Here is a 25,951-nt window from a genome sequence, read left to right as displayed (position 1 = left end):
CGATTATGTGGGACGGTTGCCGGGAACGCCATGCCTTCGCTTTGTTGGCGAGAAAAATATTGGTCTGGAAACAGATCGTTACAAAACAATGTTGCGGCGCAATGTAAAATCCCGGGATGAAATATGAGCCGAAACCCAACGCCTTCACCATTCCGGTCCGCGTTTATTACGAGGATACGGATGCTGGCGGTGTCGTTTACTACGCCAATTATCTGAAATTCTTCGAACGCTGCCGCACCGAGTGGATGCGTTTTGCCGGCCATGACCAGTCGGCACTGGCTGCCGAGGCCGGCATCGGCTTCGTCGCCCGCAAGGCGAGCTGCGAGTATCTCAAGCCGGCACGTCTCGACGACGAGTTGATCGTCGGCCTCGAAGTTGAAAAACTGACCCGTGTCCGCGTTATTTTTCGCCAGCACGTCCGCCGCGGCGACGTCGAGCTGGTTACCGGCACCGTCGAAATCGCCTGCGTCAATATGGCTACCATGACGCCCTCCGCCATCCCCGAATTCCTGCACAGCAAACTGGAAGCGCTTAAATGAACGTCACCCAGGATCTTTCCATCCTCCACCTCATTCTCCAGGCCAGCGCCGTCGTCCAGGCCGTCATGGCCTTGCTCGCCGGCGTCTCGTTCATGTCCTGGTACTACATTTTCATGAAGTGGTTTGCCGTCAAGCAGGCGCGCACCAAAACCGAAACCTTCGAGCGCGATTTCTGGTCCGGCGGCGACCTCAACAACCTCTTCAACAGCGCCGTCAATGACCGTCACCACGCCGGTTCGATGGAACGCATCTTCGAGTCGGGTTTCCGCGAATTCACCAAGCTGCGCGGCCAGAAGAACCTTGAATCCAAGGACTTCGTCGACGGCTCGCGCCGTGCCATGCGCGCCACCTACCAGCGCGAGATGGATTCGCTCGAAGCGCATCTCGCCTTCCTCGCTTCGGTCGGCTCGGTCAGTCCCTACATCGGCCTGTTCGGCACCGTCTGGGGCATCATGCACGCCTTCCGCGCCCTCTCCAATGTTGGCTCGGCGACGCTCGCCTCGGTCGCCCCGGGCATTGCCGAAGCGCTGGTTGCCACCGCTATCGGCCTGTTTGCCGCTATTCCGGCCGTGCTCGCCTACAACCGCTTCTCGCATGACATCGACCGTCTGGCCACGCGCTACGAGTCGTTCATGGAAGAGTTCTCGAACATCCTGCAAAGGCAGATGCGTTAAGCCATGCGCCAGCGTCGTCTAAAAAGCGAAATCAACGTCGTTCCCTACATCGACGTCATGCTCGTGTTGCTTGTCATCTTCATGGTGGCGACGCCGATGATGACGACCGGCTCGGTCGATCTGCCCGCCTCGGGCACGGCGCCGCAGAAGCCGGACAAGTACGTCAAGGTGCAGATCAAGGACGATGGCAGCCTGTCGCTGTTCAGCATCAAGGGTGATGAAACCAAGCTCAAGGGCATCAAGGATCTCAAGGCGCAACTGACGGCCCTCAACGAGGCGGATAAAAACACCCCGATCCTCGTCGCCGGCGCCAAGGAAACCCAGTACAAGAACGTCATCGAAGTGCTCGACGAAGCCAAGCGCGCCGGGTTCCAGCGAGTCGGCCTGGAAACCGCCAGCAAATAAGTGGACATGATCCTCGACCGTCCCGAAGAGCCCGGCAAGAAGTACGCGCTGGCGTTCACCATTTTGGTGCACGTGGCCTTGCTCGCTTTTCTGTTTTTCGGGGTGCAATGGAAGCGCAGCAAGCCGGAGGTCATGGAGGTCGAGTTGTGGTCGCCGCGGCCGATGCCGGCGCAGTACGTGCCGCCGCCACCACCGCCACCCGAGCCGGTGGTGAAAGCGCAGCCCAAAGTCGAGCCAAAGCCGGAGCCGGTGGTGAAAAAACCGGAAATCGTGGTCAGGGAAGAAAAGAAGAAGCCGGAGCCGAAGAAGCCCGAGCCCAAACCGGAGCCTCCCAAGCCTGAGCCGAAAAAGCCGGAACCGAAGCCCGAGGTCAAACCGCCGCCCAAGTTCGATTTCGGCAAGGAACTGGCGCAGGAAACCGCCAACCTCAAGCCGCGCCCGAACACCCAGCAGCTGGCCAATGCCGCGGCAGCCGAGGCCGAGCAGCGGGCCTCGTCGAACAAGCGCGGGCTGGCCGACTACGCGACCAAGATCCGCGTCAAGGTGCGTGGCAACATCATGCTGCCGCCCGGCATCCAGGGTAATCCGGAGGCCGTGTTCGTGGTCAACCAGCTGCCCGGCGGCGAAGTGCTCGACGTGACCCTCAGGCGTTCGAGCGGCAACCCGGCGCTCGACAGCGCCATCGAGCGCGCCATCCGCAAATCCTCGCCCTTGCCCAAGCCCGACGACCCGTCGCTGTTCAAGCGGGAGCTTGAAATCAAATACCGGCCGTTAGAAGAGTAAAATCGCGCGATTCTTTATGAAAATGACTGCAATGTCCCGAATTTTCCGTTTCATTTTTCTGCCTTTTTTCCTGTTGACCGTGGGATTCGCCCAGGCCCAGCTGTCGATCGAGATTACCGGCGCCGGCGCCAATCGCATTCCGGTGACCATTGTCGATTTCCCCGGCGATCCGACTGCTTCCCGCGTCATTACCTCCACCGTGCGCGCCGATCTTGAGCGCAGCGGCCTGTTCAAGCTGATCGATCACAGCAACCTGGCTTTCGACGAAAATGCCCCGATCAACCACGCCGACTGGAAGAGCAAGGGAGCCGATGCGCTGGCAGCCGGCAGCATCGCGCGCAGCGCCGATGGCCGCATGGAAGCCCGCTTCCGCCTTTACGACACGCAAAAAGGCGTGTCGCTGGGCGGTGCCGCCTACGTCACCAGCAATGCCCAGTTGCGCGCCGCCGGCCACCGCATCGCCGATTTCATCTACGAAAAGCTGACCGGTGAAAAGGGTGTCTTCTCGACGCGCATCGCCTACGTCGTCAAGGCACGCGGCCAGTTCCTGCTGCAGATTGCCGATTCGGATGGCCAGAATGCGGCAACCGCCCTGACCTCGAGCGAGCCGATCATCTCGCCGGTGTGGTCGCCCGACGGCGGTCGTCTGGCCTACGTTTCCTTCGAAAAGAAGAAGCCGGTCATCTACGTGCATTCGCTGGCTTCCGGCCAGCGTCACATCGTCGCCAACTTCAAGGGCTCCAACTCGGCACCGGGCTGGTCGCCGGATGGTCGCAAGCTGGCTGTAGTGCTGTCGAAGGACGGTTTCTCGCAGCTCTATTCGGTCAACGCCGATGGCAGTGGCCTGCAGCGCCTGACCCAGTCGTCGGGCATCGACACCGAGCCGCGCTATTCGGCCGACGGCAGCACGATCTATTTCACTTCCGACCGTGGCGGCAGCCCGCAGGTTTACCAGATGGCGGCCAGCGGCGGCGATGTCCGTCGCGTCACCTTCGAAGGCAGCTACAACGTCTCGCCGCGTCCGTCGCCGGACGGCAAGAGCCTCGCTTTCATCAGCCGCCGTGAAGGCCGCTTTCAGCTCGCCGTGATGGATCTGGCCAGTCGCCAGGTCCAGGTGGTGAGCGATTCGAACAAGGACGAATCGCCAAGTTTCGCCCCCAACAGCCGCATGATCCTGATCGCCACTGATGTCGGCGGGCGCGGCGTACTATCGGCTGTCTCCAGCGATGGCAGGATCAAACAACGTCTCACGGTCGCCGCGGGTGATGTGCGCGAACCGGCCTGGGGCCCTTACTCTCAATAATCCTCACATCCATCCGGAGAACTTTGTGAAAAAACTGCTTATCCCCGCCCTGCTGTCCGCCCTTCTCGTCGGTTGTTCGACCACCCCGCTGCCGGAAGATACCGCCGGCGCCCCGGTCGAGTCGCGCAGCGGTGCCTCCACCGGCGTTGCTTCGGTGACCGCCGGCGGTGTTGACGCCAACGGCCTGCCGCGCGAACTGACCGATCCGAAGAGCAAGCTGTCGCAGCGCAGCATCTACTTCGACCTCGACAAGTATGAAGTCAAGGACGAGTACAAGGATCTGGTCGCTTCGCACGCCAAGTATCTGAGCGCCAACAAGGGCTTCAAGGTGCTGCTGCAAGGCAACACCGACGAGCGCGGCAGCCGCGAATACAACCTGTCGCTCGGCCAGAAGCGGGCTGAAGCCGTCAAGCGTTCGCTGACCCTGCTTGGTGTCTCGGAAGCCCAGATTGAATCCGTCAGCCTCGGCGAAGAAAAGCCGAAGGACGCCGGTCATGACGAAGCTGCCTGGTCGCAAAACCGTCGTGCCGACATCCTGTACAAGGGTGCTGACGGTCGCGGCGAGTTCTAAGCATCATGCGCCCGGTTCGAATCGCCCTTTTTATCGCCGCGCTGGGGGCCGTCCAGGCTCACGCCGGCGTGTTTGACGACGAAGAAGCGCGTCGCCAGGTTGCCGATCTGCGGATCAAGACCGAGGCGCGATTCGACCAGCAGGCCAAGGGCCAGCTGGATCTGGCCAGCCAGATCCAGCGCCAGGCCGACGAGATTGCCCGCCTGCGCGGCCAGATCGAAACGCTCAATTACGAGCTGGAGACGGCCAAGAAGCGCCAGCAGGACTTCTACCTCGACCTCGACACCCGCCTGCGCAAGTTTGAAACGGCCGACAGTGCCAATGCCACGGTCAACCCGGAAAACGGGCCAAATTCCAAACCGGCCACCGACCCGGCCAAGGAAAGCCAGGACTACGAAGCCGCACTGAACCAGTTCAAGGCCGGCAAGTACAAGGAAGCCGCCGCTGGTTTCGGCGCTTATGTGCAGAAATATCCGGCCAGCTCGCTCGCCCCCAATGCCCAATACTGGCTCGGCAACGCCTGGTACGCCCAGCGCGACTGCAAGCGCGCCATCGAAGCGCAAAGCGTGGTTACTACCAAATACCCTGAGAGCCCGAAGGCAGCCGATGCCTGGCTGGCCATCGCCACCTGCCAGCAGGAACTCGGCAACCCGACGGGCGTCAAGCGCTCGCTCGAAACGGTCATGACCAAGTACCCGGGAACCCCGGCGGCCGATACGGCCCGTGATCGCCTCAAAAAGAAGTAATTGGCTCTGCGTCTCACCGAAATTTTTTATTCCCTGCAGGGCGAGGCGTCGCGCGCCGGCCTGCCGACGGTTTTCGTCCGCCTGACCGGCTGCCCCTTGCGGTGCACCTGGTGCGACACGACCTACAGTTTCACTGGCGGCGAACCGGCGACGGTCGAATCCGTGCTAGCTGAAGTCGGCAAATATCCGGCCCGCCAGATCTGCGTCACCGGCGGCGAGCCGCTGGCGCAGAAGGACTGTCTGGCGCTGCTCACGGCGCTCTGCGACGCCGGCTACGACGTTTCGCTGGAAACCTCCGGGGCGCTTGATGTCGCGGGCGTCGACCCGCGCGTGGCGCGCATCATGGACCTCAAGGCGCCGGATTCCGGCGAGTCGGCGCGGAATCTGTGGAGCAATCTCGATGTGCTCAACCGGCGCGACGAGATCAAGATCGTCATCGCCTCGCGCCGCGACTACGAGTGGGCGCGCGATGTCCTGCGCGAAAGACAGCTCGATCGCCTCTGTCCGGTGCTTTTGTCGCCGGCCGGCGGCCTCATCGAGCCGCAGTCGCTGGCCGACTGGATACTCGAAGACGGCCTCAACGTGCGCTTCCAGCTGCAACTGCACAAGCTGCTTTGGGGTAACATGAAAGGAAAATAAAGGAGGAGACGATCATGGAAAGTAATCGCCGCAAGTTTTCCCGTATTTCTTTCCGGGCCGAAGCCAGCCTTTTCCTGCCCGATGGCGAATATGTCGTCGAGGTGCTCGATCTCTCGCTCAAAGGCGCGCTGATCCATCCCAACGCCAATGTCTTCATCACGGTCGGCACCAACTGCACGCTCAAGATTCAACTCGATCAGACGGGTTCCAGCATTCGCATGGAAGCCACGGTCGTTCATCACATGGCCAATTACTACGGTCTTTCGTGCCGCGACATCGATCTCGACAGCGTGACCCATCTGCGTCGGCTGGTTGAACTCAATCTCGGTGACGAGGCGCTGGCGGAGCGGGAATTCTCTTCGCTTACTCACGATTGACTGTCGCTGTAAATCAGGTATTTCGGTATTAGCGCTTGCTGAAATGCCTATTCCTTCGCCATAATCCCCCTCGGAGCCCCTGACTATTTAAACCAATTCACGGGGGTCACATGGTTCTGGGAGGATCCATAGTCGAAAGGCGGCATTGCCGCGGCTTGACACCGTGCAGGATGGAACCGCCCTTCGGCAAGCTTGTGTCTCATGACGTCTGGCCCCCCGGTTGAGCATCCGTGCTGTTTGAGCGAATTCGCTCCAGGCGCAGTGGTGCGTCCGCCCGAGCTCTGCGCGATTCAGCAGGCGATCTTTGAAAGTGCCGGCCGCGCCATTGTCCTGACCGATCCCGATGGCCTGATCATCTATTTCAACAGCGCTGCCCAGCGGCTGCTTGGCTACTCGGCGGATGAGGTGGTGAATCGGGTCACGCCGATGATCTTCCATCTGGCCGATGAGCTGATCAGTCGGGCCGAGGCCTTGACGGCCGAGCTGCAACGACCGGTAGCGGCCGGATTCGACGTATTCATTGCCGGGCTGGGGATCAAGGCGCAATACGACACCGACTGGACACTGGTCCACAAGGATGGCTCCCGGCTTCCGGTCAGTCTGGCGGTCAGTGTCTTGCGCGATGCGCAGGGGCGCATCCAAGGCTACCTCGGCATTGCCGCCGATATCTCGGTTCGGCGCAAGCTCGAGCAGGACTTGCGCATTGCGGCGATCGCCTTCGAGTCGCAGGCGGCGATTCTGGTCACCGATGCCCGCCAGCGCATCCTCCGGGTCAATGCCGCATTTACCGAGTTGACCGGCTATTCCGCCGACGAGGCGATTGGCCAGACTCCCAGGCTGCTCAAATCCGGACGCCAGGAGAGTGCATTTTATAAAGGCATGTGGGAAACGCTTGAGCGGAACGGCCATTGGCAGGGCGAAATCTGGAATCGCCGCAAGAATGGCGAAGTCTTTCCGGAATGGCTGACCATCAATGGCGTGCGCGATGGCCAAGGCAAGATCACGCATTACGTCAGTACCTTTTCGGACATCAGCAACCTCAAAGTGGCCGAATCGGAAATCCATAACCTGGCTTTCTACGACCCGTTGACCGGGCTGCCCAATCGCCGTTTGCTCCTCAACCGGATCAACAAGGCCTGTTCCGCCGGCAAACGGAGTGGCAAGTACGGCGCCCTGCTGATCATCGACATCGATCATTTCAAGACCTTGAACGACACGCTCGGCCACGATGTCGGCGACCGCTTGCTGGTCGACGTGGCGACGCGCCTCGGGGCCTGCATTCGCGAGGGAGATACGGCCGCTCGCCAGGGCGGCGACGAATTTGTCGTGATGCTCGAAGAGCTGGGCAGCGATGCGGAAAGTGCCGGCGTCCAGGCTGAAACGGTCGCCGAGAAAATTCGCGTTGAACTCGGCATGCCGTACTTGCTGGGCGACGATGCCGAATACGTGCGAACGGCCAGTATCGGCATCAGCCTCTTTCTCGGTCAGGAAAAATCGACCGATGTATTGCTCAAGCAATCCGATATCGCCCTCTACAAGGCTAAGGATGCCGGGCGAAATACCATTCGTTTTTTTGACAATGCGATGCAGACGGCGCTCGACGAACGGGCGGCGCTCGAGGCCGGTTTGCGCCGTGCCTTGGCGCGCAACGAACTGCTGCTCCATGTCCAGCCACAAGTCGACACCCAGCGCCGGCTGATCGGCGCCGAAGCCCTGCTCCGCTGGCAACCGCCAGGCAAGCCGATGGTGCCGCCAGGTGATTTCATCCCGCTGGCCGAGGAGACCGGGTTGATCGTCGCGGTCGGACTCTGGGTTCTCGACCAGGCCTGTGCCGGCTTGCGCCGCTGGGCCGACGATCCACGGACGAGCGGCCTGTCGATGGCGGTCAACGTCAGTGCCCGCCAGTTCCGCCAGGCCGATTTCGTCATGCAGGTTGGCGATGCCTTGAGCCGCCATGGGGCAAATCCGCACCTGCTCAAACTGGAGCTGACGGAAAGCCTGCTGCTCGACAACGTTGAGGACACCGTAGCCAAAATGCAGGCCCTGCGGGCAACGGGCGTGCGTTTTTCACTCGACGATTTCGGCACTGGCTACGCCTCGTTGGCGTACCTCAAGCGTTATCCCTTCGAACAACTCAAGGTCGATCGCTCCTTCATCAGCGACATCACGCACAATCCCGATGCGGCGGCCATCGTCCGGGCGATCATCGCCATGGGCAATACGCTGCGCCTCGGGGTGGTGGCTGAAGGCGTCGAGGCCAGCGTTCAGCACGACTATCTGGTCGAGCATGGTTGCAGCCAGTTCCAGGGTTACCTGTTCGGCAAACCGATGTCGTTCGCCGACTTTGAAGTAGCCCTGGACGGATTGTCCGGGGCGTTGCTTGAAGAGTGCGACGACTGGGTGATCTGAATGCCTGGATAGCGCTCCCGGAAGTAATGGTTTGCACCCAGTGCAGGGGCCAGGATGATCAGGCGAAGCGATATTGATGTTTCCAGGCCAGGGGCGCAATGCGGCAAATTGTGGCGCAGGAACAAGCAGATACCGGATCAAAGGCGGCCAATTTTCAGGTATATTCGCGCCCCATGATGAAGCCAGCCGTCGTTCTCCTTTCCGGTGGACTCGATTCCGCCACTTGCCTCGCCATTGCCCGCAGCCAGGGTTTTGACTGTTACTGCCTGTCGTTCAACTACGGCCAGCGCCATTGCGCCGAGTTGCAGGCGGCCGAACGGGTCGTCAAGGCTCTGGGTGCCGTCGAGCACCGCGTGCTCAATCTTGCCTTGGCCCAGTTTGGCGGATCGGCCTTGACCGATAACTCCATCAATGTGCCGGTCGATGGCGTCCAGCCGGGCATTCCCGTCACCTACGTGCCGGCCCGCAACACCATCATGCTGTCGCTGGCCCTGGCCTGGGCCGAGGTGCTGGGCAGCCGCGACATTTTCGTTGGCATCAATGCGGTCGATTACTCCGGCTATCCGGATTGCCGGCCGGAGTACCTTGCCGCTTTTGAGAAGATGGCCAATCTGGCCACGCGGGCCGGCGTCGAGGGCGTCAAGTTGAGCATTCACGCACCGCTGATCGACCTTTCCAAGGCCGACATCATCCGCACCGGCGCCGCCCTGGGCGTCGATTACGGCTTGACCGTTTCCTGCTACCAGGCCGATGAACTTGGCCGAGCTTGCGGTGTCTGTGATTCTTGTCGTTTGCGCGCCGAAGGCTTCGCTGCCGCCGGCTTGACCGACCCGACCCTTTACCGAGCCTGACCATGGAAACTGCAGCCCTGTCGAATACCGTTCTCTGGCTGGCCTTTGCCGTTTCCTTCGTGTTCGGCGCCATCGGCCAGAAAACCCATTTCTGCACCATGGGTGCCGTCTCGGACATCGTCAACATGGGCGACTGGAGCCGCATGCGCATGTGGCTGCTGGCCATCGGCGTCGCCATCCTGGGGGCCGGGGCGCTGCATGCGGCGGGGCTGATTGATCTCGGCAAATCGATCTACCGGACACCGAATTTCACCTGGCTGTCGTACATCGTCGGCGGTGCCACTTTCGGCATCGGCATGGTCTTCGCCTCCGGTTGCGGTTCGAAGACGCTGATCCGTATCGGTGCCGGCAACCTCAAGTCGCTGGTCGTTTTCCTGGTGCTCGGACTGGTTGCCTACATGACCATGCGCGGCGTGTTCGGCGTTTTCCGCGTCAATGTGCTGGAAAAGGCAGCGATCACCTTTCCGGGGGGGCAGGATATTCCGGCGCTGCTGACGGCGGCCGGCCTGGAAGCGAAGACGGCGTTTTGGCTGGCCGTGCTCGCCATTGGTGGCGGCCTGACCGCTTTCTGCCTGCTCAATCGCGATTTCTGGACGCTCGACAATCTGCTTGGCGGCCTCGGTACCGGGCTCGCCGTCGTCGCCGCGTGGTACATCAGCGGTCACCTTGGCTACCTGGCCGAACATCCCGATACGCTCGAAGAGGCTTTCCTGGCGACCAACAGCGGCCGCATGGAATCCCTGACCTTCGTCGCGCCGCAGGCTTACACGTTGGAACTGCTGATGCTGTGGTCCGACACCAGCCGCACGCTGACTTTTGCCATTGCCACGGTAATGGGCGTCATCGCCGGTTCCGGCACCTGGGCCTTGCTGACCGGGAATTTCCGCTGGGAAGGCTTCGCCAGCGTTGAAGATACGGCCAGTCACCTGCTCGGTGCCGCCTTGATGGGCTTCGGCGGCGTGGTGGCGATGGGGTGCACCGTGGGTCAGGGCATCTCGGGCTTTTCGACACTGGCCCTCGGGTCCATCGTCACCTTCCTGGCGATTGTGGCCGGCGCGGCGGCGACGCTCAAATTCCAGTACTGGCGGCTGATGCGCGAAGCCTGACCGGGCATTGCCACGGTCAACCGGAAATTTGGCCGAAATTTGAAACCGCTCAGGAGCCTTCGTTTTCCTTGAGCTTCTCGATGATCAGCGGGAAGGCGCCCGAGCCGATCAGGGCGATGGCCGAAACGATGAAGGCCAGTCCGGCCATCGGGTCGTCGAGTACCGGATGAATGCTGGCGCCGAAACCGGCCAGGCTGATCGCGCCAGGAATGGCGCAGAGAACGCCCAGGGCGGTCAGGGCAACAAAAGAGAAGGGGTAGCGGCGCATGGTGTGAGTGTAGACGAGCGCCCGATTCGGCGCGATGATAGGCCGCTATTTTAACGTTTCAGGAGATGCTCATGAACCGTCGCGATTTTATGCGTTCAGTCGCCGCCATCTCGGCGCTGGGGGCGGCCGAGTTTGCTCCGTGGCACGCCGTAAGCGCCTTCGCCCGGGAGGTTGACGATTTCGTCCGTGGCCCGGCCATCAAGGACTACCCGCTGCGCCAGATTTCGCGGCACGTGGCTATCATCTTCACCCCCGACGGTTTCCCCACCCCGGAAAACCAGGGGATGATGAGCAACGTCACTTTCGTCAATACGAGCAAGGGCATCGTTGTCGTCGATACCGGCGCCTCGGTGCAGATCGGCGAAATGTCCATCCGGCAACTGGAAAAGCATCTGAAAAAGCCGGTCATCGCCATCATCAACACGCATTATCACGGCGACCACTGGCTCGGTAATCATGCCTACGTCGACCGCTTTGGCGACAGCCTGCCGATCTACGCCCATCCCGGCACCATTCAGGCGGTCAAGGGCATACAGGGCAATCTCTGGCTGACCTTGATCGAAAAGTCGACCAATCAGGCTTCGCTCGGTACGCGCATCGTGCCGCCCAATACCCCGCTTGAACATGGTGCGGAGCTCAAATTCGGCGACGTCACGTTGCGTATCCATCATTACGGCACCGTGCACACACCCTTCGACCTCTGCGTCGAGGTCGTCCAGGACGGCGTCACGCTGGTCGGCGACATCGCCATGGACCGGCGCATTGCCAATATGGACGACGGCTCCTACCTCGGTACCTTCAAGGCCTACGACACGCTGGTCAAGAAAACGGGGAGCCGGATCTGGTTGCCGGCGCACGGCGAACCGGGCGAGCATGTGCTGAAGTGGAACCGCGAACTGTTCGAAGGCATCTACCGCCCCTGCGAGCAGGCGATCAAGGATGGACTGCCGCTTGAAGAAGCCAAGGCCCTGGTCCTCAAAGACCCACGTGTGGCCAGTCGGGCCAAGGAAACCAAGGGTTTCGAGGCGAATATTGGCAAGTACGTCAGCATCGCTTATCTGGAAGCCGAGGCGGCTGGCTTCTAGGCATTCTTCCTCGCTGTCGGGTGAATGCTACGGTCAACCCGAAAAAACGGCCAAAAATGAAATCGAATTTTGCCGATCTGGCGCTGCCGGCTGACGTCTAGCTGACGCTCTCCGGCTGGCGTGCCCGCAGCCACTTGAGCATGATCACGAACAGCTTGTCGGGATCGACCGGCTTGGCGATGAAGTCGTTCATGCCGGCGTCCAGGCACAGCGCGCGGTCCTCGGCAAAGGCATTGGCGGTCATGGCGATGATCGGCGTGTCGGCGTAGCCGTCAATTTCGCGGATGGCCTGGGTGGCACCCAAACCGTCGAGCTCAGGCATCTGCATGTCCATGAGGATCAGGTCGTAGCGCTGGCTGATCGCCATGTCGAGGGCCTGGGCGCCGTCCGCTGCGATATCGACCGCGAAGCCCAGCGATTCGCGCAGAAGCTCGAGGGCGACTTCCTGGTTGACCCAGTCATCCTCGGCGACGAGAACGCGGCAATCGGGGAATTCGGCACACAAGGCATGCTCGGCAGCGATGCCGGACTGATGCGTTTCGGCTGGTTCGCCTTCTGCGGTTATCACCTTGGCCCGGCTCAGGCGAATGGCGAAAGTAAAGACGCTGCCCGACCCCGGCGTGCTGACCACCTCAATTTCCCCGCCCATCAGGCCCACGAGGCGCTGGCAAATGGGCAGACCAAGCCCGGTGCCGCCATATTTGCGCGTCGTCGAGCCATCGGCCTGCTCGAAAGGCCGGAAGATGCGTTCAAGCGCCTCCGGCGCAATGCCGATGCCGGTATCCCAGACCGAAAGTTCAAGCAGCACGGATTCGGCGCCATCTTCGGCGATGCGGGCGACGACGCGGACTTCGCCACGCTCGGTGAATTTGATGGCATTGCCGGCCAGGTTGAGCAATATCTGCTGCAGGCGCAGCGGGTCACCGAGCAGCTGAAGCGACTTGAGGCGCTCATCGATGTCGAGAATGAAACGCAGGTTTGCCGCTTCGGCCCGGGGGGCCAGCAGGTTGGCCAGTTCATGCGTCAGGGCGTCGACCATGAAGGCGGTCTGCTCCAGCGTCATCCGGTCGGCATCGATTTTCGACAGGTCGAGAATGTCGTTGAGCAACTGCAGGAGATGGTTGGCGGCATGGTCGATCTTGCTCAGCTTGTCGATCTGGCCAGTGTCATCATTGTTGCGCTGGAGCATGTAAGTCATGCCGATGATGGCGTTCATCGGCGTGCGCAATTCGTGGCTCATGTTCGACAGGAAGGTACTCTTGGCGCGGCTCGCCGCCTCGGCCGCCTCCTTGGCCAGGGACAGGGCATGGGTCCGTTCCAGCACAGTGTCCTCAAGATGGTCGCGCTGGTCGGCCAGTTGGCCGTCGCGCTCGGCGATCTCGCTGAGCATGGTGTTGAAGGCATTGCCCAGATGGCCGATCTCGTCATCCGAATAGATTTTGGCGTGCCGCGTGTAATCCTTCGATTCGGCCACGTACTGCGCCGTGTCGGTCAGCGAGCCGAGCGCGGCGAGAATCGACGCCAGCATTTGCCGGGCGATGGCGAAGGCAATGACGAACGATATGGCCAGCGCCAGCAAGGACAGGGTCAGGTTCCAGACAATTGCCCGCCAGACGGCGTCGAGGCTGGCCGAAATGGACACCGTACCGACTACTTCATCGTCCGAGCGGATGGGCACGGCGACGGTGACCGACGACCAGTCGGCATAGACCGCCCGCTCGCGATGCGCCTTGTCGCCAAGCGCCACCTGGGCCGGTAGCGGACGTTCGGCCGCATCGTAGCGATAGTGGAAATCCGAGGTGATGCCAATCAGGCGCACCGCCAGCACATCAGGGTGTTCGGCAAACGAGCTGAGCAGACGCTTGGCGCCCAAGACATCGCGGAACTCGATGACGGCGGACGCATTGAAGGCGACGACGTCGGCCATGGCAAACAGCTCGGTCGTTTTTGCTTGGCGCCGCTGATCGATTTCGCGCACGGCAAAGGTCAGGAAGGAAAGCAGCAAGCCCACACCGAGCGACGCTGCAATGGCCAGCGCAATTTTTTTCCGGATGGTCTGGCGAGCCTTCATCGGTCGCCTCCGATCACCCGGTTGGCCAGCCGCAGCATTTGCGAGCTCGGATTCAGCCCGTGCCGCGACAGGGTCTCAGCATTGACGATGAATTGCACCCGTCCGCCATTGCGCAGAAGCTCGATGCCGCCGCCCGAGCGGGCAAACCCGTCGGCATTGCTGGCAGCCAGGATGGGCATGCCCTGTATCCAGCGCAAAACGGCACCGATACGGGCTTCCTCGACATCGGGGATATACACCAGCTGGCAGTTCGGCATGTCGTCAGGGCTTTGGACCCGGCGAATACGCAATTCCTTGCCGCCAATCACTCGCCCTTCATGGCCGCTCAGGAAAGGCCCCAGCGTATCGCGGCCAAACAGGCAGATGGTGGCCGTGCTCCGGTTGCTGGCCGGCCACTCGACATACTTCAGGAAATTGACCAGATAAGCCGATTCCAGTTGCGGTTCCGAGTCAGGCTGGGCAAAAGCCAGCGAAACGCTGGCGAGCAGCACGGTTGCCAGCCAGCGAAGCGGGCAATTTCGCGGAGAACTTGAGGCGGCGGTACGCACGATCAGAATTTCCAGCGCCCCGACAGTAACAAGGAAGGTTCGATGATCACGGGCGTGGCTGGTACATAGTCGGTCACGTACTCAATGCGCCGGGGTCCGACCAGATTGCGGCCGGTCAGCGCCAACTCGATGTCCTTGTTCACCTTGTAGGCGTAACGTAAATCCAGCGTCACGTAGCCCGGGACGCGGATCGTCGTGGTGTACGGGGAAAGCGTGCGGTCAATGCCGGAAGAACCCCGTATCCAGGCATCGAATTGCTGGCTGGGCGAGACGTTCCATTGCGAGCGCAAGGACCCATAATGGCGAGCCGTGCCGCGCTCTTCCTTCAGGCCTTGAGCCTGTGTAATCGGATTGGCCGAATCGTCCATGTCGACATGCGTGTAGGTATACGACAACTGCATCCGCCAGGTCGGCGCAAGCAGCCAGTCCACGCTCAGTTCGGCCCCACTTAACCAACCATTGCCATCGTTGTTGCGGTCGAGATTCTGAACGGCAACTGGAACCCCGGAGATAACCACGGGATACAGCATATTTCCTTGGGCGCTTGATACGATATCCGTGTAGCGATACCGGTAAACCGAGACATCGAGGCCAAGCCGCTGGCTTAGCTGGCTGCGATATCCCAGTTCGAAGCCTTCCATCGTTTCCTGGCGCAAGCTGGCGTTACCGGGCTGGGCGCGAAACACCACGGGGGGCGTGAACAGGGTGGGCGGCTGGTAGCCGGTCAGCATGGTCACGTCGAATTCGGCACGTGCCGGCATCCGTGGCGCCTTCGAGTACTTTGCCCAAAGCGTGTCATTGCGCGTTGGCGTCCACATCAATGTGGCGTTCGGCGAGAAGGTGTTGCCGCCCAGATTGGTCTGGTCCCAGCGAGCCCCCAGGCCAAATTGCAGGGTGTCCTGGATCAGCGTCCAGTTGTCATGAATGAAAAAGCCGGTTGTTCTTTGCGTGAATTCTGCAGTGCCAATCTCGACTACGTACTTCGACCAGACCTCATCGGAAACGGTCCGGTGACTGGCTCCCCACAAAAGATCGTGTTCGGCGAAGGTGTAGCGGCCCTGGTAGTCGATATCGAACTGTGTGTTGTTTACCTCGAGTGCCCCCTTCAGCTCAATGCTGGAGCCGCCAATCGAAGCCTGCACGGATGACTCGATACCTGCCCCGCTCAGCCAGCGATAGCGGCCGCCCAGCGTCTGGGTGGAAATTTTCTGAGTTATCGATACAGGGGTAAGCGTGAGGGGATTGAGCGGATTGGGCGTCAGCGGATAAAGGTCGCCCAGTGAGGATTTTCCGGCATTGGCCCAGACTCGGAAATCGCTGCCGCCAGACAGCGAACGGTCGAAGCGAAAATCGACCACGCCGTTGCTCAGGTCGTCTTCGCTGTAGTGATCGTTGGCGAGTTGTCGCGAAGGCTCGGCATGACGTCCCTGGGCGGATAGTTTCCAGGTGGTGTCGGCATCGATGCGGCCGCCGGCCCGGGTGTACAACTGGCCCTGACCATTGCTGCCTATCGTTCCGGCCACCATGCCGCCAGCCTGCGTGCGGGAGTGGCGGCTGATGATGTTGATCACACCATTGACGGCGTTGACGCCCCACATGGCAGCGCCGGCACCGCGAATGACTTCAATGCGTTCGATGTCCTCGAGCGGGATCGGGTCATATTCCCAGAGAATCCCAGAGAAAAACGGGTGATAAACGCTCCGGCCGTCGATCAGCACCTGCAGTTTGTTGGCAAAACGGCCATTGAAGCCGCGCGCTGAGACGGCATAGCGCCCGCTGTCGACCTGCGCCACCTGGATGCCCGGCACCATGCGCAGCACATCCGGCAGGGCCAGCGCTCCGGAGCGGCGGATGTCTTCGGCGGTAATGACGAAGGCGGCGGCGGGAACGTTGCTCAGGCTCTGGTTACGCCGTGAAACGGAAGAAACTTCGGTTTTTGTCAGGTCTTCCAGGCTGAGATCATCGTCCTGGGCAGCGTGTGCAGGATGCAATACGACGGCCAGAACGATGGCGGTGGCCGCATGCGCAATTCTCAAGGCATCCGGTATTTTACTGTTACGAAACAATGTGTTCTGTCCGGCGCGTGAATAAGTAGTCACTATGCCATTGGTCAGGCTTCATATCAATCGGCTAATTCACGGTATTGGTGCATGGGGCTGCATCGCCAGTTGTTTGGACCAAAAAAAAGCTGGCCGGATCGCTCCGGCCAGCCTTGAGTGCGGCGTGGTTTGTTACTGGACCTGTTGAATGCCAGCCAGTACCCAGCCACGGCTGTTATCGGTCGGCTTGGTCATGTGCCAGATTTCGTCGAACGGTGCCGGTGCGGCGCCCTTCTCTTCGCTGATCAGGCCGGTGAAACGGATGCTGACGACGTAGCGGTTGGCTTCCTCGGCGACATCGAGCACTTCGCCGTTGAGCTGGGCGACGTCGGTTTCCTGCTTGGCATTGCCACGCTCGCTCATGCCCATCTTGATCTCGGCGAACATTTCCGGCGAAGTGAATTCGCGGATGTCGTCAAGATTACCGGCGTCGTTCGAGGCCTGCAGACGGATGAAGTTGACCTTGGCGTTACGCACGAAGCTCTCGACATCGAAGTCAGCCGGGATGTTGTTGCCACCACTGGTGGAAGCAGCAACCGGGGCGGCGGCAGCAGAACCGCCGGCCGGCATGAAGTCAGGCTGACGCGGGGCGTTGGCACCGTAGTTGGCGCCAGCGCCAGCATACTGCATGCCACCTTGCTGGGTCGCTCCGGCCTTCTTGCGCATGAAATAGCCGACGACCATGACGACTGCCATGATCAGCAAGCCGATCATCATCATGTTGGCCAGGCCTTCGCCGAAGCCGAAGTGCGAAGCCAGCGCGGCCAGGCCGAGACCGGCGGCCAGGCCAGCCAGCGGGCCCATCCACGAACGCTTGGGTTGAGCGGCCGGGGCGGCGGCACCGGGAGCGGAGGCGGGCGCCTGTTTGGCAGCCGAGGGCGGGGCGCTGGGGGAAACCGACTGGCGTTGCATGCCGGCCGAGCTGCCGCCACCGAGGCGCTTGGCTTCGGCGTCACCGATTTGCAGCGTGAAGCCGAGCACGACTGCTGCGGCCATCAGTACGAAATTCTTCATGGTTGTCTCCGTGTGGAAAAGTTGCAACCCGTAGTGTATCCGCTTCCTGTCGCAGAAAAACCAGTTCAGGCCTGCATGATTGTTCGTAAAAATAGAAGTATCAGGCCTTCGTGAACAGGTGGGCAACGGCAGCCGGATTTGATGGGAAGTAGAAATGCACGTAGGAGGCGGTGAGTCGGCCCTGCCGGTAGATCGCCTCACCGTCCCGGCCATCGGCGGTGGTGGCGCGGGCGAGCGGGCTGAACAGCGTTTCGCTCTTCGAGTAGTGAAAGGTGTGGCCGGCGATGCGGCCTTCGGGCAGGTCGACGAATTGGGTACCGAGCGCGGCGAGGCGTTTTTGCATGATTGAGCGCCCGGGCAGCAGGCCGCCGAAGCGATGGCTGGTGCCGGCCTTGTCCACGACTTCCTCGAACAGGCTCATCATGCCGCCGCATTCGGCGAGCAGTGGTTTGCCGGTGGCAACATGGTTTTTTAGGGCTTGCCACAGCCCGGCGTGCTGGCTCAGGGCCTCGGCGTGCAGTTCCGGGTAGCCGCCGGGCAGCCAGACGGCATCGCATTCGGGTAGCGGGTCGCCGGCGACCGGCGAGAAGAAGCGCAACTCGGCACCCAGCGTGCCCAGGGTTTCGAGATTGGCCGGGTAGATGAAGCCGTAGGCGGCATCGCGGGCGATGGCGATGCGTTGGCCGGCGAGCCGGGGTTCGATGCGCGGCGCCGGGGCGGTTTCGAAATTCACCGGTTTTGGCAGGTCGACCGTAGCACTGGCGGCTAACCCATCGGCCAGGGCATCGAGGCGGGCCTCGAGGTCGGTGATTTCGGCTGCTTGGAGCAAGCCGAGGTGGCGTTCGGGCAGGCTGTCGCCGCTTTTGGGCAGGGCGCCGAACCAGCCCATGCCGGGAGGGACGCTGTCGCGCAGCAATTGGGTGTGGCCTTCGCTGGCCGAACGATTGGCCAGTACGCCGGCGAAGGGCAGGCCGGGTCGGTAGGTGGCGAGGCCATGGGCGACGGCGCCGAATGTCTGGGCCATCGCTCCGGCGTCGATTAGGGCCATGACCGGAATGGCGAAGCGCTCGGCTATGTCGGCGGCGGAAGGCTGGCCATCGAACAGGCCCATGACGCCCTCGACGAGGATGAGGTCTGATTCTTCAGCGGCGCGGGCCAGTCGCCAGCGCGCATCGTCCTTGCCGCACATGCCGAGGTCGAGATTTTGGCAAGGGCGGCCGCTGGCGAAGGCGTGAATCTGCGGGTCGAGAAAGTCCGGGCCGCACTTGAAGACGGTGACGCGCCGTCCCTGGCGGGCGTGCAGCCGGGCTAGTGCAGCGGTGACGGTGGTCTTGCCCTGACCGGAGGCGGGGGCGGCGATGAGGAGGGCGGGGCAGGCGGGCATTCTTGTTCCTTAACGCGCGGGCTGGCTGAAGCCTTGCCGGCGGTCCCAATCGATATAAAACAGGCGGCTCTGGCTGGCACTGAACGAGAACAGCCGCTCGCCGCCGGCCGCGACGACGCTTTCGCCGAGCGAGAAATCAAGTTCCGGTTCGCGTCCGGTGCGGTTGTTCACGATCAGCGGCAGGCCGGTTTCAGCGCTGCGCCGCTCCCACAGGTCGCCCGGCCCCATGCCTTCGACCGGCGGCCAGTTGGCCGGGGCGAGCAGGATGGCGGCGCCTTGCTGGCGATAGCTGGCGGCCGGTTCAGGTTTGTAGGTATCGGCGCAGATCAGGACGCCGACCGGGATGCCGTCGACGACGAAGGGCGCGCCGCCGGTGCCGGGTGTGGACCAGCTTTCGGCCCCGCCATGCACGCGCTGCTTACGGTAGGCGCCCCGGATCACACCGTCGCGGTCGATCACGGCGACGCTGTTGTGGAGCTTGCCACTTTTTGCGTCGCGTTCGGCGAAGCCGACGAAGAGCGCCACCCGGTTGTCGCGGGCGATGGCGGCCAGCGTGCTGATCCAGGCATCGGGAAAGGGGGCGATCCAGTCGGTGCCGATGCGGCTGGCGAAGTTGTAGCCGGTTTCGGCCAGTTCGGGCGTCATGACCCAGTCGGCGCCGTGGCCGACCGCCTCCTGAATGCCGGCTTCGATGCGGGCGCGGTTGCCGGCGATGTCGCCGGGAACGGCATCGAGATGAAGCAAGGCAATGCGCAGCGCCTCCGTTGTCTTGGCCGGCGCTGCGGTTCCGGCTGCAAAACGCTTGGCGCCGGGCAGGAAGAAGCCGTTCTGCTTGCCGAGCGCTTCGAGCACCGCTGCGTAGCTGGCCTTGCCGATCAACTCGCCAATCCGGCTGTGGCCGCCGGTATAGCTGGCTTGCGGGCCCTGTGTGCCGGAGACGACGATGATGCTGTCGGTGCCCGTCCCTGTCGCCTGCACGGTTTTGGTGTAGGTGCTCGGTACATTCAAATCCTGCAGCGCCGCGGTCTTGCCCTCGGTGACGGTGATCAGGGCACGTGCCATTGCCGCGTCGGTCAGCCGGATATTGGTCAGCAGCAAGATGTTGATGGTACCGGCCGGCGTGTTGCCTTCGATGTAGGTTCCGGCATCGACGCCGGTGCGGATGGCGTTGCTTTTGGCGCCGGCCGTGGCCAGCACGGTGACGGTCAGCGGGCCGTGGTTTTTCGTGACGACCGCCAGGTTGTCGAGGTCGGCGGCTGTGGCCATGTGGGCGACCGCCGACTTGTTCAGATGTTGCTGGCGGGCGGTCTGTTCGTGCACATGCTCGGCATAGGCTTTGCCGCCCCGGCCGTCCTGGCCCATGAAACGCATGCCGAGCGTTTTCCAGAGCTGCGGGTGGCCGGCGTGGTTCATCGCAGCACGGGCATCGAGCAGGCCGTCGGAGGTGGACAGCGTGCGCCGTGCTTCGGGAAAGCTGACGAGCAGCACCTTTTCCCAGTAGCCGTCGCGTTCGCCACGGATGATCTTGGCCTCGGCCTGGATATTGGCCGGGATGTCGATTTCGCCCGCCCAGGCGGCAGCGGAAACGAACAGCAGGAAGACGAAACGGGCCAGTTTTTTCATTGACTTGAACTCAGAATTCGAGGCCGGGCATGGCCTTGATGCCGCTCTGGAAGGCATGTTTTTCCATGCCGATGTCGCTCACTGTGTCGGCGACGTCGCGCAGGGCCTGCGGCGCCCCGCGGCCGGTGATGATGACGTGCTGCATGGCCGGGCGGCCGAGTAGTTGGGCGATGACGGTATCGAGGTCGAGCCAGCCGTATTTGAAGGCGTAGGTCATTTCATCGAGGACGACGAGGCCGATTCCCGGATTGCGCAGGTGGTCACAGGCGATTTCCCAGGCGGCTTGGGCAGCCTTGGCGTCGCGCTCCTTGTCCTGGGTTTCCCAGGTGAAGCCTTCGCCGCCGACGTGCCAGGTGACGTTCGGCTGCTGGCTGAAGAAGGCTTCCTCGCCGGTGTCCGAACGGCCTTTGACGAATTGCACGACGCCAACCTTGAGGCCGTGGCCGAGGGCGCGGGCGACGACGCCGAACGCGGCACTCGATTTGCCCTTGCCGTTGCCGGTGTTGATGACCAGCACGCCGCGCTCTTCCTGCGCGGCGTCGATCTTGCCGTCGATGACGGCTTTCTTTTTCTGCATGCGTTGTTCGTGGGTGACGGTCATATTGATTGGCTCGAAAAAGGCATTGCTACGGTCAACCGGAAAAAATGCCCAAAATTGAAATGGTTTACTCGGGGATGAAGCAGCGATGGCCGCGATCTTCGATCTGACGCAGGCCGTAGCCGTAAAGTTCGGACAGCGTGTCGGCCGTCAAAATGGCGTCGACGGTGCCAATTTCGGTATGGCCGTCGCCATAAACCAGCAGCGCCCGGTCACAAAAACGATGGGCCAGCGCCGGGTCGTGCAAGACCATGATGACGCCGGCGCCACCATCGCGGGCCGTGCCGGAGAACAGTTCGAGGACGGCCATCTGGTGATTGAGGTCGAGGTGCGCCAGCGGTTCGTCGAGCAGGTAGAGCGGCGCCGCCTGGGTGAGCAGCGTGGCGATGGCCAGCCGTTGGCGTTCGCCGCCGGACAGCGTGTGAATCTGGCGGGTTTCCATGCCGTCCAGCCCGACCGCCTTGAGCGCCGCACGGGCCAGTTCGGCATCGTGCTTCGATTCCCAGTCCCAGCGCCCAAGATGCGGATGGCGACCGGTCAGCGCCGTTTCCAGCACGGTCGAACCGAAAGGATCGGACTGGAACTGGCCGAGCCAGGCGCGTCGCAGGGCGGCCTCGCGGGCGTGCAGCAAGGCCGCATCTTCGCCATCAAGCAGCAGAGAACCGCCAGCCGCCGGACGCAGGCCGGCCAGCGTCGACAGCAGCGTCGATTTGCCGGCACCGTTGCGGCCGAGGATGGCAATGCGCTCGCCGCTGGCAACGCTCAGGTCGACACGGTCGACCACCGTTTTGCCGCCGATTTCGACGACCAGTTGTTTGGCTTCGAGCAACGGCCGGGTCATTTCGGCTGCCGCGAAAGCAGGAAGAGGAAGACGGGAACGCCGATCAGCGCCGTCAGTACACCGACCGGCAACTGCTGCGGGGCGATCAAAGTGCGGGCCAGCGTGTCGGCCAGAACGAGCAGCGAACCGCCGGCCAGCACCGAGGCAGGCAGCAGCAGGCGTTGGTCGTTGCCCGTCGCCAGCCGGACCAGATGCGGTACGACCAGCCCGACGAAACCAATCGAGCCAGCCGTCGTCACTGAAGCAGCGGTAGCCAGCGAAGCGAGCAGATAGATGGCGTAACGCAGCCGGCCGACGGCGACGCCCAAAGCCTGCGCCTGCATGAGGCCGCGCGACAGTAAATTCAGTTCGCGGGCGAAGGGCATCGCCAGCAGCAGCGCGATGGCCAGTGCAGCAAAGGCCGGCCACCATTGGGCGCTTTGCCCGAGATCGCCCATCAACCAGAACAGCATGCCGCGCAGCTTGTGCTCGTCGGCGATGCTCAGCATCAGCGCGACCAAGGCGCCGCAACCGGCGGCGACGATGACGCCGGTTAGCAACAGTCGCGTCTGCGTCCAGCTCCCGTCGCCGTGGGCCAGCCCGAAAACCAGCAGCATCGCGGCGAAGGCGCCAACAAAGGCCAGCCCGTCGATGCCGAGCACCGGCCAGCCGAGCAGCATGGCGAACATCGCCCCGACCCCAGCGCCGCCGGAAATGCCCAGCACGTAAGGATCGGCCAGCGGATTGCGCAACAAAACCTGCATCAGCGCCCCCGCCAGCGCCAGCAAGCCGCCGCAGGCAAAGCCGGCCAAGGCGCGCGGCAGACGAAGCTGCAGCACGATATCGCCAGCCCCGCCCTCGTTACCCAACAGCGCGGCCAGCACTTCACCGTAAGAAACCTTGAAACTGCCCACCGTCAACGCCAGCCCGATACTCGCCACGGCCAAAAGGCCGAGGCTGGCGAGGATCAGGAAGGCACGCTGGCGGGTGGGCATGGTTGCTTACTTGGGACTGTAGCGGATGCCGACAAAGGCGTTCAGGCCCGGCGTGGCATAGGTGTCGGCCAGCACGTATTCATGGTCGAACAGATTGTTGACCCGGGCGAAAACTGACCAGTCCTTGGCAACGCGATAGGCTCCATACAGGTTGGTGAGCGCGTAGCCACTCAGTTTCTTAGCCGGCTCGCCGTAAGGATAATCGATGCGGTCGTCGCTGATCTGTTGCTCGATCCGCCATTCCCAGGCGCCCAATGATTTGCCAAGCGCTGCTGCCGCGCGATTTTGGGCGCGGCGGGCCAAGCGCTGGCCGGTGTCGGCATCCTTTGCATCCAAATAGTCATAGCTGGCCTGGACATTAAGACCGGCAACGACGCCTTCGTAGGCCAGGGTAAAGCCTTCGAGCCGGGCGTTGCCGACGTTGTTGGGCGTCGAGGTCCAGACGATCAGGTTTTCGACGCGGTTCAAATACCAGGTCAGGGAAACGTGGTGCTGCCCCGTCTCAAAATGCAGTGCAGCTTCGCGGTTCCTGGAGTTCTCTGGCAGCAAGTTTGGATTGCTGCCATAGCAGCCATAACCGGGGTAGCAGGTCACCGGGAAATACAGGTCATTAAAAGTGGGGGCCTTGAATGCCGTGCCGTATCCGATGTTCGCTCGCCAGTTTCGGGAGAAGCGATAGCCGTAGGCCAAAGAACCTGTCGTCTTTTCGCCAAATTGGGAATTGTCGTCGCGGCGCAGGTTGGCCTGTACACGGTGGGCTTCGTAGCCTATGTTCCAGCCGGCCAGCAGGGAGTTGTTGGTTCTCTCCATAACGGTGTAGATGGAACTGGTGTCGATCTTCTGTTCCAGCCGCTCGATGCCGAGCAGGAAGTTGCCAAAGCCAGTGCGTAGATCGTTTTGCCAGGAATACAGCTGCTGATCGGTGCGGAAGTTGCTGTTCGTGGCCCCGTTCATCAAATCCCTGGATTCATCGATGCTGCTGCCGACGTTCAGAGTGCTTGTCCAGCGGTCGGTGATGGCATTCTTTACGAACGCATTCAGGCTGGTAACGCTGTTTCGGTTGCGCCAATCCACTGTTGCGCCGCTGCCGTCATACTTGTTTTCGCCGTCGCTGTGCAGGAAGCTGACGCCGGCTTCGTGACCCTTTGCGAAGCTGTAGGCCAGCCGTCCTGACAGGCTGTTGTTCCAGAAACCATCGCGATCATTGTTGGCGATGGCAGTCGATGGCTTGCTGTTGAAACCATCAGTCGACATCGCCGCGGCGTTCAAGGCGTAACGCCACCCATTCTGGGAACCGGAAAAGCCTCCGGAAGCCGAATAAGTGCCATAGGAGCCGCCGCCGATTTCGCCGTGAAAGCTCAACGGACCGTCACTTTGACGAGTGAAGACTTGAATGACGCCACCGATAGCGTCGCTACCGTAGAGGGAGGAGGTTGGTCCGCGCACAATTTCGATGCGCTCGATCTGGCTGGTTGGGATACGCCCCCAGGAGACGCTGCCCAGCGTTGCGGAACCGACGCGCATGCCGTCGATCAACAGCAGAACATGGCCGGCATTGGTGCCGCGTACGTAAATGGCAGAACTGCCGCCAAAGCTGCCGTTGGCGGCATATTCGATTCCGGGTTGCCGAGAGAGCACTTCTTCAAGCGTCGATTGGCCAGCCGCATCGATTTCCGCACGTTCGATGACTGAAACATCCGACAGTTGTTCTGAAACGCGCATTTCCTGCCGCGTCGCGGTGATCAGGACGGGATCGAGAGCGGCAAGTTGCTCGACTGCAAATGCGGCGGGCGCAAAAGACAAAGCCAGCATGGCGGCCATTGGTTTCAAACGTGGATACATGGTTTTCCTTTTCCCGGCGGGCGTCCCCGCATGCCGGAAGAGCATTGAAAAGGAAGGGCGAGGGGAGAAGGGCTGGTTGCGATAACCCGCACCACACCCCCGTGGCACTTCCGCTTTTTGTCTCAGGCCGGTATCCGGGCTCACAAGTCTTGACGTATCGCCTTCCCAGGTTGGCACCCAGTGGCATGTTGATACGCCCGCACTTGCTTACCGTTGCGGGGGCAGCAGCGGATTTGTCTCGTTCGAGACGCACCGCTTTCCCGTTTAACTGCGTTTGGAGAATCCGTACGCAGCACCTAGAACGGCTCGCATTCTACATTCATTGTTGCTGCAGCGCACCAGCAGCGCTACGGCCATTTGCGATAAACCACTTTTAGAATAATGGCTTAGTCCTTGACCACGCGGCGTTTTTCCCTCTATAGTTCGCGCCATGAATGTGGAACTCGAAACGCTTGAAGCCAAAATCGAACAGGTCGTTGCGCTGGTTCACCAGCTGCGCGCCGAGAATGAGGTTTTGAAGAATCAGATGACCGCGGCCGAGGCCGAACGGCTGCATCTGCGGCAGACGATGACGGTCGCCCGGGAGCGGCTTGAGGGTCTGGTCGACAAGATTCCCGAGGATGTCTGAGATGAGTGGCGAGCCGAATTTCCTCGACGTCAAGATCATGGGCCGCGAATACCGCGTCGCCTGCACGCCGGAAGAGCGCGAAGCCCTGCTCTCGGCAGTCGATCTGGTTGACAACAAAATGCGCGACATCGCGCAGCGGACCAAGAACACCATCGCCGAACGCGTCGCCGTCATGGCTGCCTTGAACATCGCCCACGAGCACCTTTCCGGGGTTTCGGGCGGCGCTCAAAAAGAGTTTTCGGAAGCAGTTGATACTTCCGAAACGAAGCGTAGAATCGGTGACATGGGAGCACGACTTGATGCCGTGCTTGCGCCCCAGCAGCAACTGGACTTGTAGTCGGTTCTGCTGACCCCGGCGCCGCCCGCCGAGCGTCCCCTGCGGTGTTTGTTAAGGCCATATATTCCTTGAACCAATGCTAATTGGCATCGGTTGCGGACCAACAATCCGCTGTTGAGCGCGCTCCCAGTGAGTGTGCCTGATGCGGAAGGAATGCGACCACTCTGGACCCAGGTTCAGGATGCCGGCCTGACGACATTCGCGGGGGCCTTTTTTTTGCCCTCGAAATTACCCGA

26 protein-coding genes, 1 other RNA gene and 1 riboswitch are annotated in these 25,951 nt (G+C 61.8%); of the genes, 16 read left to right on the top strand and 11 right to left on the bottom strand.

Annotated features, from left to right (window positions below; all coding sequences use genetic code 11):
- Positions 1-116: 116 nt before the first annotated feature.
- The 12 genes from ybgC (at position 117) to KI610_RS19190 (ending at position 10,403) form a co-directional block, all read left to right on the top strand.
- Positions 117-539 carry a tol-pal system-associated acyl-CoA thioesterase gene (gene ybgC / locus KI610_RS19245; protein WP_319004195.1) on the top strand — a complete coding sequence of 141 codons (423 nt, stop codon included), beginning with the start codon at positions 117-119 and terminating at the stop codon, positions 537-539.
- Positions 536-1,213: a protein TolQ gene (gene tolQ / locus KI610_RS19240; protein ID WP_226496545.1), complete on the top strand. Its 678-nt coding sequence runs from the start codon at positions 536-538 to the stop codon at positions 1,211-1,213. The genes ybgC and tolQ overlap by 4 nt, the downstream gene beginning before the upstream one ends.
- A 3-nt stretch (positions 1,214-1,216) precedes the next feature.
- Positions 1,217-1,618 (top strand): protein TolR, encoded by a 402-nt coding sequence (gene tolR, locus KI610_RS19235; RefSeq protein WP_226496544.1) that lies wholly within the window; start codon positions 1,217-1,219, stop codon positions 1,616-1,618.
- Between the two features lie 6 nt (positions 1,619-1,624).
- On the top strand, positions 1,625-2,401 hold the full coding sequence (locus KI610_RS19230) for an energy transducer TonB (RefSeq protein WP_226498582.1): 777 nt from the start codon (positions 1,625-1,627) through the stop codon (positions 2,399-2,401).
- 31 nt (positions 2,402-2,432) lie between these two features.
- A complete protein-coding gene (gene tolB / locus KI610_RS19225; protein ID WP_226496543.1) occupies positions 2,433-3,704 on the top strand; it encodes a Tol-Pal system beta propeller repeat protein TolB in 1,272 nt (423 codons plus the stop codon).
- 25 nt (positions 3,705-3,729) lie between these two features.
- Positions 3,730-4,275 (top strand): peptidoglycan-associated lipoprotein Pal, encoded by a 546-nt coding sequence (gene pal, locus KI610_RS19220; RefSeq protein ID WP_226496542.1) that lies wholly within the window; start codon positions 3,730-3,732, stop codon positions 4,273-4,275.
- A gap of 5 nt (positions 4,276-4,280) precedes the next feature.
- Positions 4,281-5,021, top strand: coding sequence for a tol-pal system protein YbgF (gene ybgF / locus KI610_RS19215; protein ID WP_226496541.1), 741 nt, complete (start codon positions 4,281-4,283; stop codon positions 5,019-5,021).
- The gene (gene queE, locus KI610_RS19210; protein WP_226496540.1) at positions 5,022-5,660 is read left to right on the top strand and encodes a 7-carboxy-7-deazaguanine synthase QueE; all 639 of its coding nucleotides are present in this window, start codon (positions 5,022-5,024) and stop codon (positions 5,658-5,660) included.
- A gap of 14 nt (positions 5,661-5,674) precedes the next feature.
- Positions 5,675-6,037 (top strand): PilZ domain-containing protein, encoded by a 363-nt coding sequence (locus KI610_RS19205; RefSeq protein ID WP_226496539.1) that lies wholly within the window; start codon positions 5,675-5,677, stop codon positions 6,035-6,037.
- Positions 6,038-6,301: 264 nt separating this feature from the next.
- Positions 6,302-8,446, top strand: a complete 2,145-nt coding sequence (locus KI610_RS19200; protein ID WP_226496538.1) for a putative bifunctional diguanylate cyclase/phosphodiesterase — start codon at positions 6,302-6,304, stop codon at positions 8,444-8,446.
- Positions 8,447-8,619: 173 nt separating this feature from the next.
- On the top strand, positions 8,620-9,297 hold the full coding sequence (gene queC, locus KI610_RS19195; RefSeq protein WP_226496537.1) for a 7-cyano-7-deazaguanine synthase QueC: 678 nt from the start codon (positions 8,620-8,622) through the stop codon (positions 9,295-9,297).
- A 2-nt stretch (positions 9,298-9,299) separates the two neighbouring features.
- Positions 9,300-10,403, top strand: a complete 1,104-nt coding sequence (locus tag KI610_RS19190; protein WP_226496536.1) for a YeeE/YedE family protein — start codon at positions 9,300-9,302, stop codon at positions 10,401-10,403.
- A 49-nt stretch (positions 10,404-10,452) separates the two neighbouring features.
- Here the strand turns inward: KI610_RS19190 and KI610_RS19185 are convergent, their stop codons facing one another.
- A complete protein-coding gene (locus KI610_RS19185; RefSeq protein WP_226496535.1) occupies positions 10,453-10,671 on the bottom strand; it encodes a hypothetical protein in 219 nt (72 codons plus the stop codon).
- 71 nt (positions 10,672-10,742) lie between these two features.
- Here KI610_RS19185 and KI610_RS19180 point away from each other — a divergent pair, with 71 nt between their 5' ends.
- Positions 10,743-11,756, top strand: coding sequence for an MBL fold metallo-hydrolase (locus KI610_RS19180; RefSeq protein ID WP_226496534.1), 1,014 nt, complete (start codon positions 10,743-10,745; stop codon positions 11,754-11,756).
- 97 nt (positions 11,757-11,853) lie between these two features.
- Here the strand turns inward: KI610_RS19180 and KI610_RS19175 are convergent, their stop codons facing one another.
- The 10 genes from KI610_RS19175 to KI610_RS19130 all read right to left on the bottom strand — a co-directional run bounded on the left by KI610_RS19175 (position 11,854) and on the right by KI610_RS19130 (position 24,750).
- A complete protein-coding gene (locus tag KI610_RS19175) occupies positions 11,854-13,827 on the bottom strand; it encodes a hybrid sensor histidine kinase/response regulator (RefSeq protein WP_226496533.1) in 1,974 nt (657 codons plus the stop codon).
- Positions 13,824-14,375: a YfiR family protein gene (locus KI610_RS19170; RefSeq protein WP_226496532.1), complete on the bottom strand. Its 552-nt coding sequence runs from the start codon at positions 14,373-14,375 to the stop codon at positions 13,824-13,826. Before KI610_RS19170 ends, KI610_RS19175 begins: the two co-directional genes overlap by 4 nt.
- Positions 14,376-14,377: 2 nt before the next feature.
- Positions 14,378-16,411, bottom strand: coding sequence for a TonB-dependent receptor plug domain-containing protein (locus KI610_RS19165; RefSeq protein WP_226496531.1), 2,034 nt, complete (start codon positions 16,409-16,411; stop codon positions 14,378-14,380).
- A gap of 195 nt (positions 16,412-16,606) precedes the next feature.
- On the bottom strand, positions 16,607-17,488 hold the full coding sequence (locus KI610_RS19160; protein WP_226496530.1) for a Tim44 domain-containing protein: 882 nt from the start codon (positions 17,486-17,488) through the stop codon (positions 16,607-16,609).
- Between the two features lie 100 nt (positions 17,489-17,588).
- The gene (locus KI610_RS19155; protein WP_226496529.1) at positions 17,589-18,872 is read right to left on the bottom strand and encodes a cobyrinate a,c-diamide synthase; all 1,284 of its coding nucleotides are present in this window, start codon (positions 18,870-18,872) and stop codon (positions 17,589-17,591) included.
- Positions 18,873-18,881: 9 nt separating this feature from the next.
- On the bottom strand, positions 18,882-20,495 hold the full coding sequence (locus KI610_RS19150; RefSeq protein WP_226496528.1) for an adenosylcobinamide amidohydrolase: 1,614 nt from the start codon (positions 20,493-20,495) through the stop codon (positions 18,882-18,884).
- A 10-nt stretch (positions 20,496-20,505) separates the two neighbouring features.
- Positions 20,506-21,096 carry a cob(I)yrinic acid a,c-diamide adenosyltransferase gene (cobO, locus tag KI610_RS19145; RefSeq protein WP_226496527.1) on the bottom strand — a complete coding sequence of 197 codons (591 nt, stop codon included), beginning with the start codon at positions 21,094-21,096 and terminating at the stop codon, positions 20,506-20,508.
- 64 nt (positions 21,097-21,160) lie between these two features.
- Positions 21,161-21,934 (bottom strand): ABC transporter ATP-binding protein, encoded by a 774-nt coding sequence (locus KI610_RS19140; protein ID WP_226496526.1) that lies wholly within the window; start codon positions 21,932-21,934, stop codon positions 21,161-21,163.
- On the bottom strand, positions 21,931-22,908 hold the full coding sequence (locus KI610_RS19135) for a FecCD family ABC transporter permease (protein ID WP_226496525.1): 978 nt from the start codon (positions 22,906-22,908) through the stop codon (positions 21,931-21,933). The genes KI610_RS19140 and KI610_RS19135 overlap by 4 nt, the downstream gene beginning before the upstream one ends.
- Positions 22,909-22,914: 6 nt before the next feature.
- Entirely contained in the window at positions 22,915-24,750 is a 1,836-nt protein-coding gene (locus KI610_RS19130; protein ID WP_226496524.1) for a TonB-dependent receptor domain-containing protein, read from the bottom strand.
- A 108-nt stretch (positions 24,751-24,858) separates the two neighbouring features.
- Positions 24,859-25,065, bottom strand: a riboswitch (cobalamin riboswitch).
- 115 nt (positions 25,066-25,180) lie between these two features.
- Here KI610_RS19130 and KI610_RS19125 point away from each other — a divergent pair.
- The 3 genes from KI610_RS19125 (at position 25,181) to ssrS (ending at position 25,927) form a co-directional block, all read left to right on the top strand.
- Positions 25,181-25,378, top strand: coding sequence for a hypothetical protein (locus tag KI610_RS19125; protein WP_226496523.1), 198 nt, complete (start codon positions 25,181-25,183; stop codon positions 25,376-25,378).
- 1 nt (position 25,379) lies between these two features.
- Positions 25,380-25,715: a cell division protein ZapA gene (locus tag KI610_RS19120; protein WP_226496522.1), complete on the top strand. Its 336-nt coding sequence runs from the start codon at positions 25,380-25,382 to the stop codon at positions 25,713-25,715.
- Positions 25,716-25,748: 33 nt separating this feature from the next.
- Positions 25,749-25,927: non-coding RNA, 6S RNA (ssrS, locus tag KI610_RS19115), on the top strand.
- Positions 25,928-25,951: the final 24 nt, after the last annotated feature.

Origin of the sequence: Ferribacterium limneticum (assembly GCF_020510565.1) — a bacterium.
In the GTDB taxonomy this organism is placed as follows: Bacteria; Pseudomonadota; Gammaproteobacteria; order Burkholderiales; family Rhodocyclaceae; genus Azonexus; species Azonexus limneticus_B.
The sequence above is the reverse complement of the archived record's forward strand: the minus strand, read 5'-3'. Positions and strand labels throughout refer to the sequence as shown.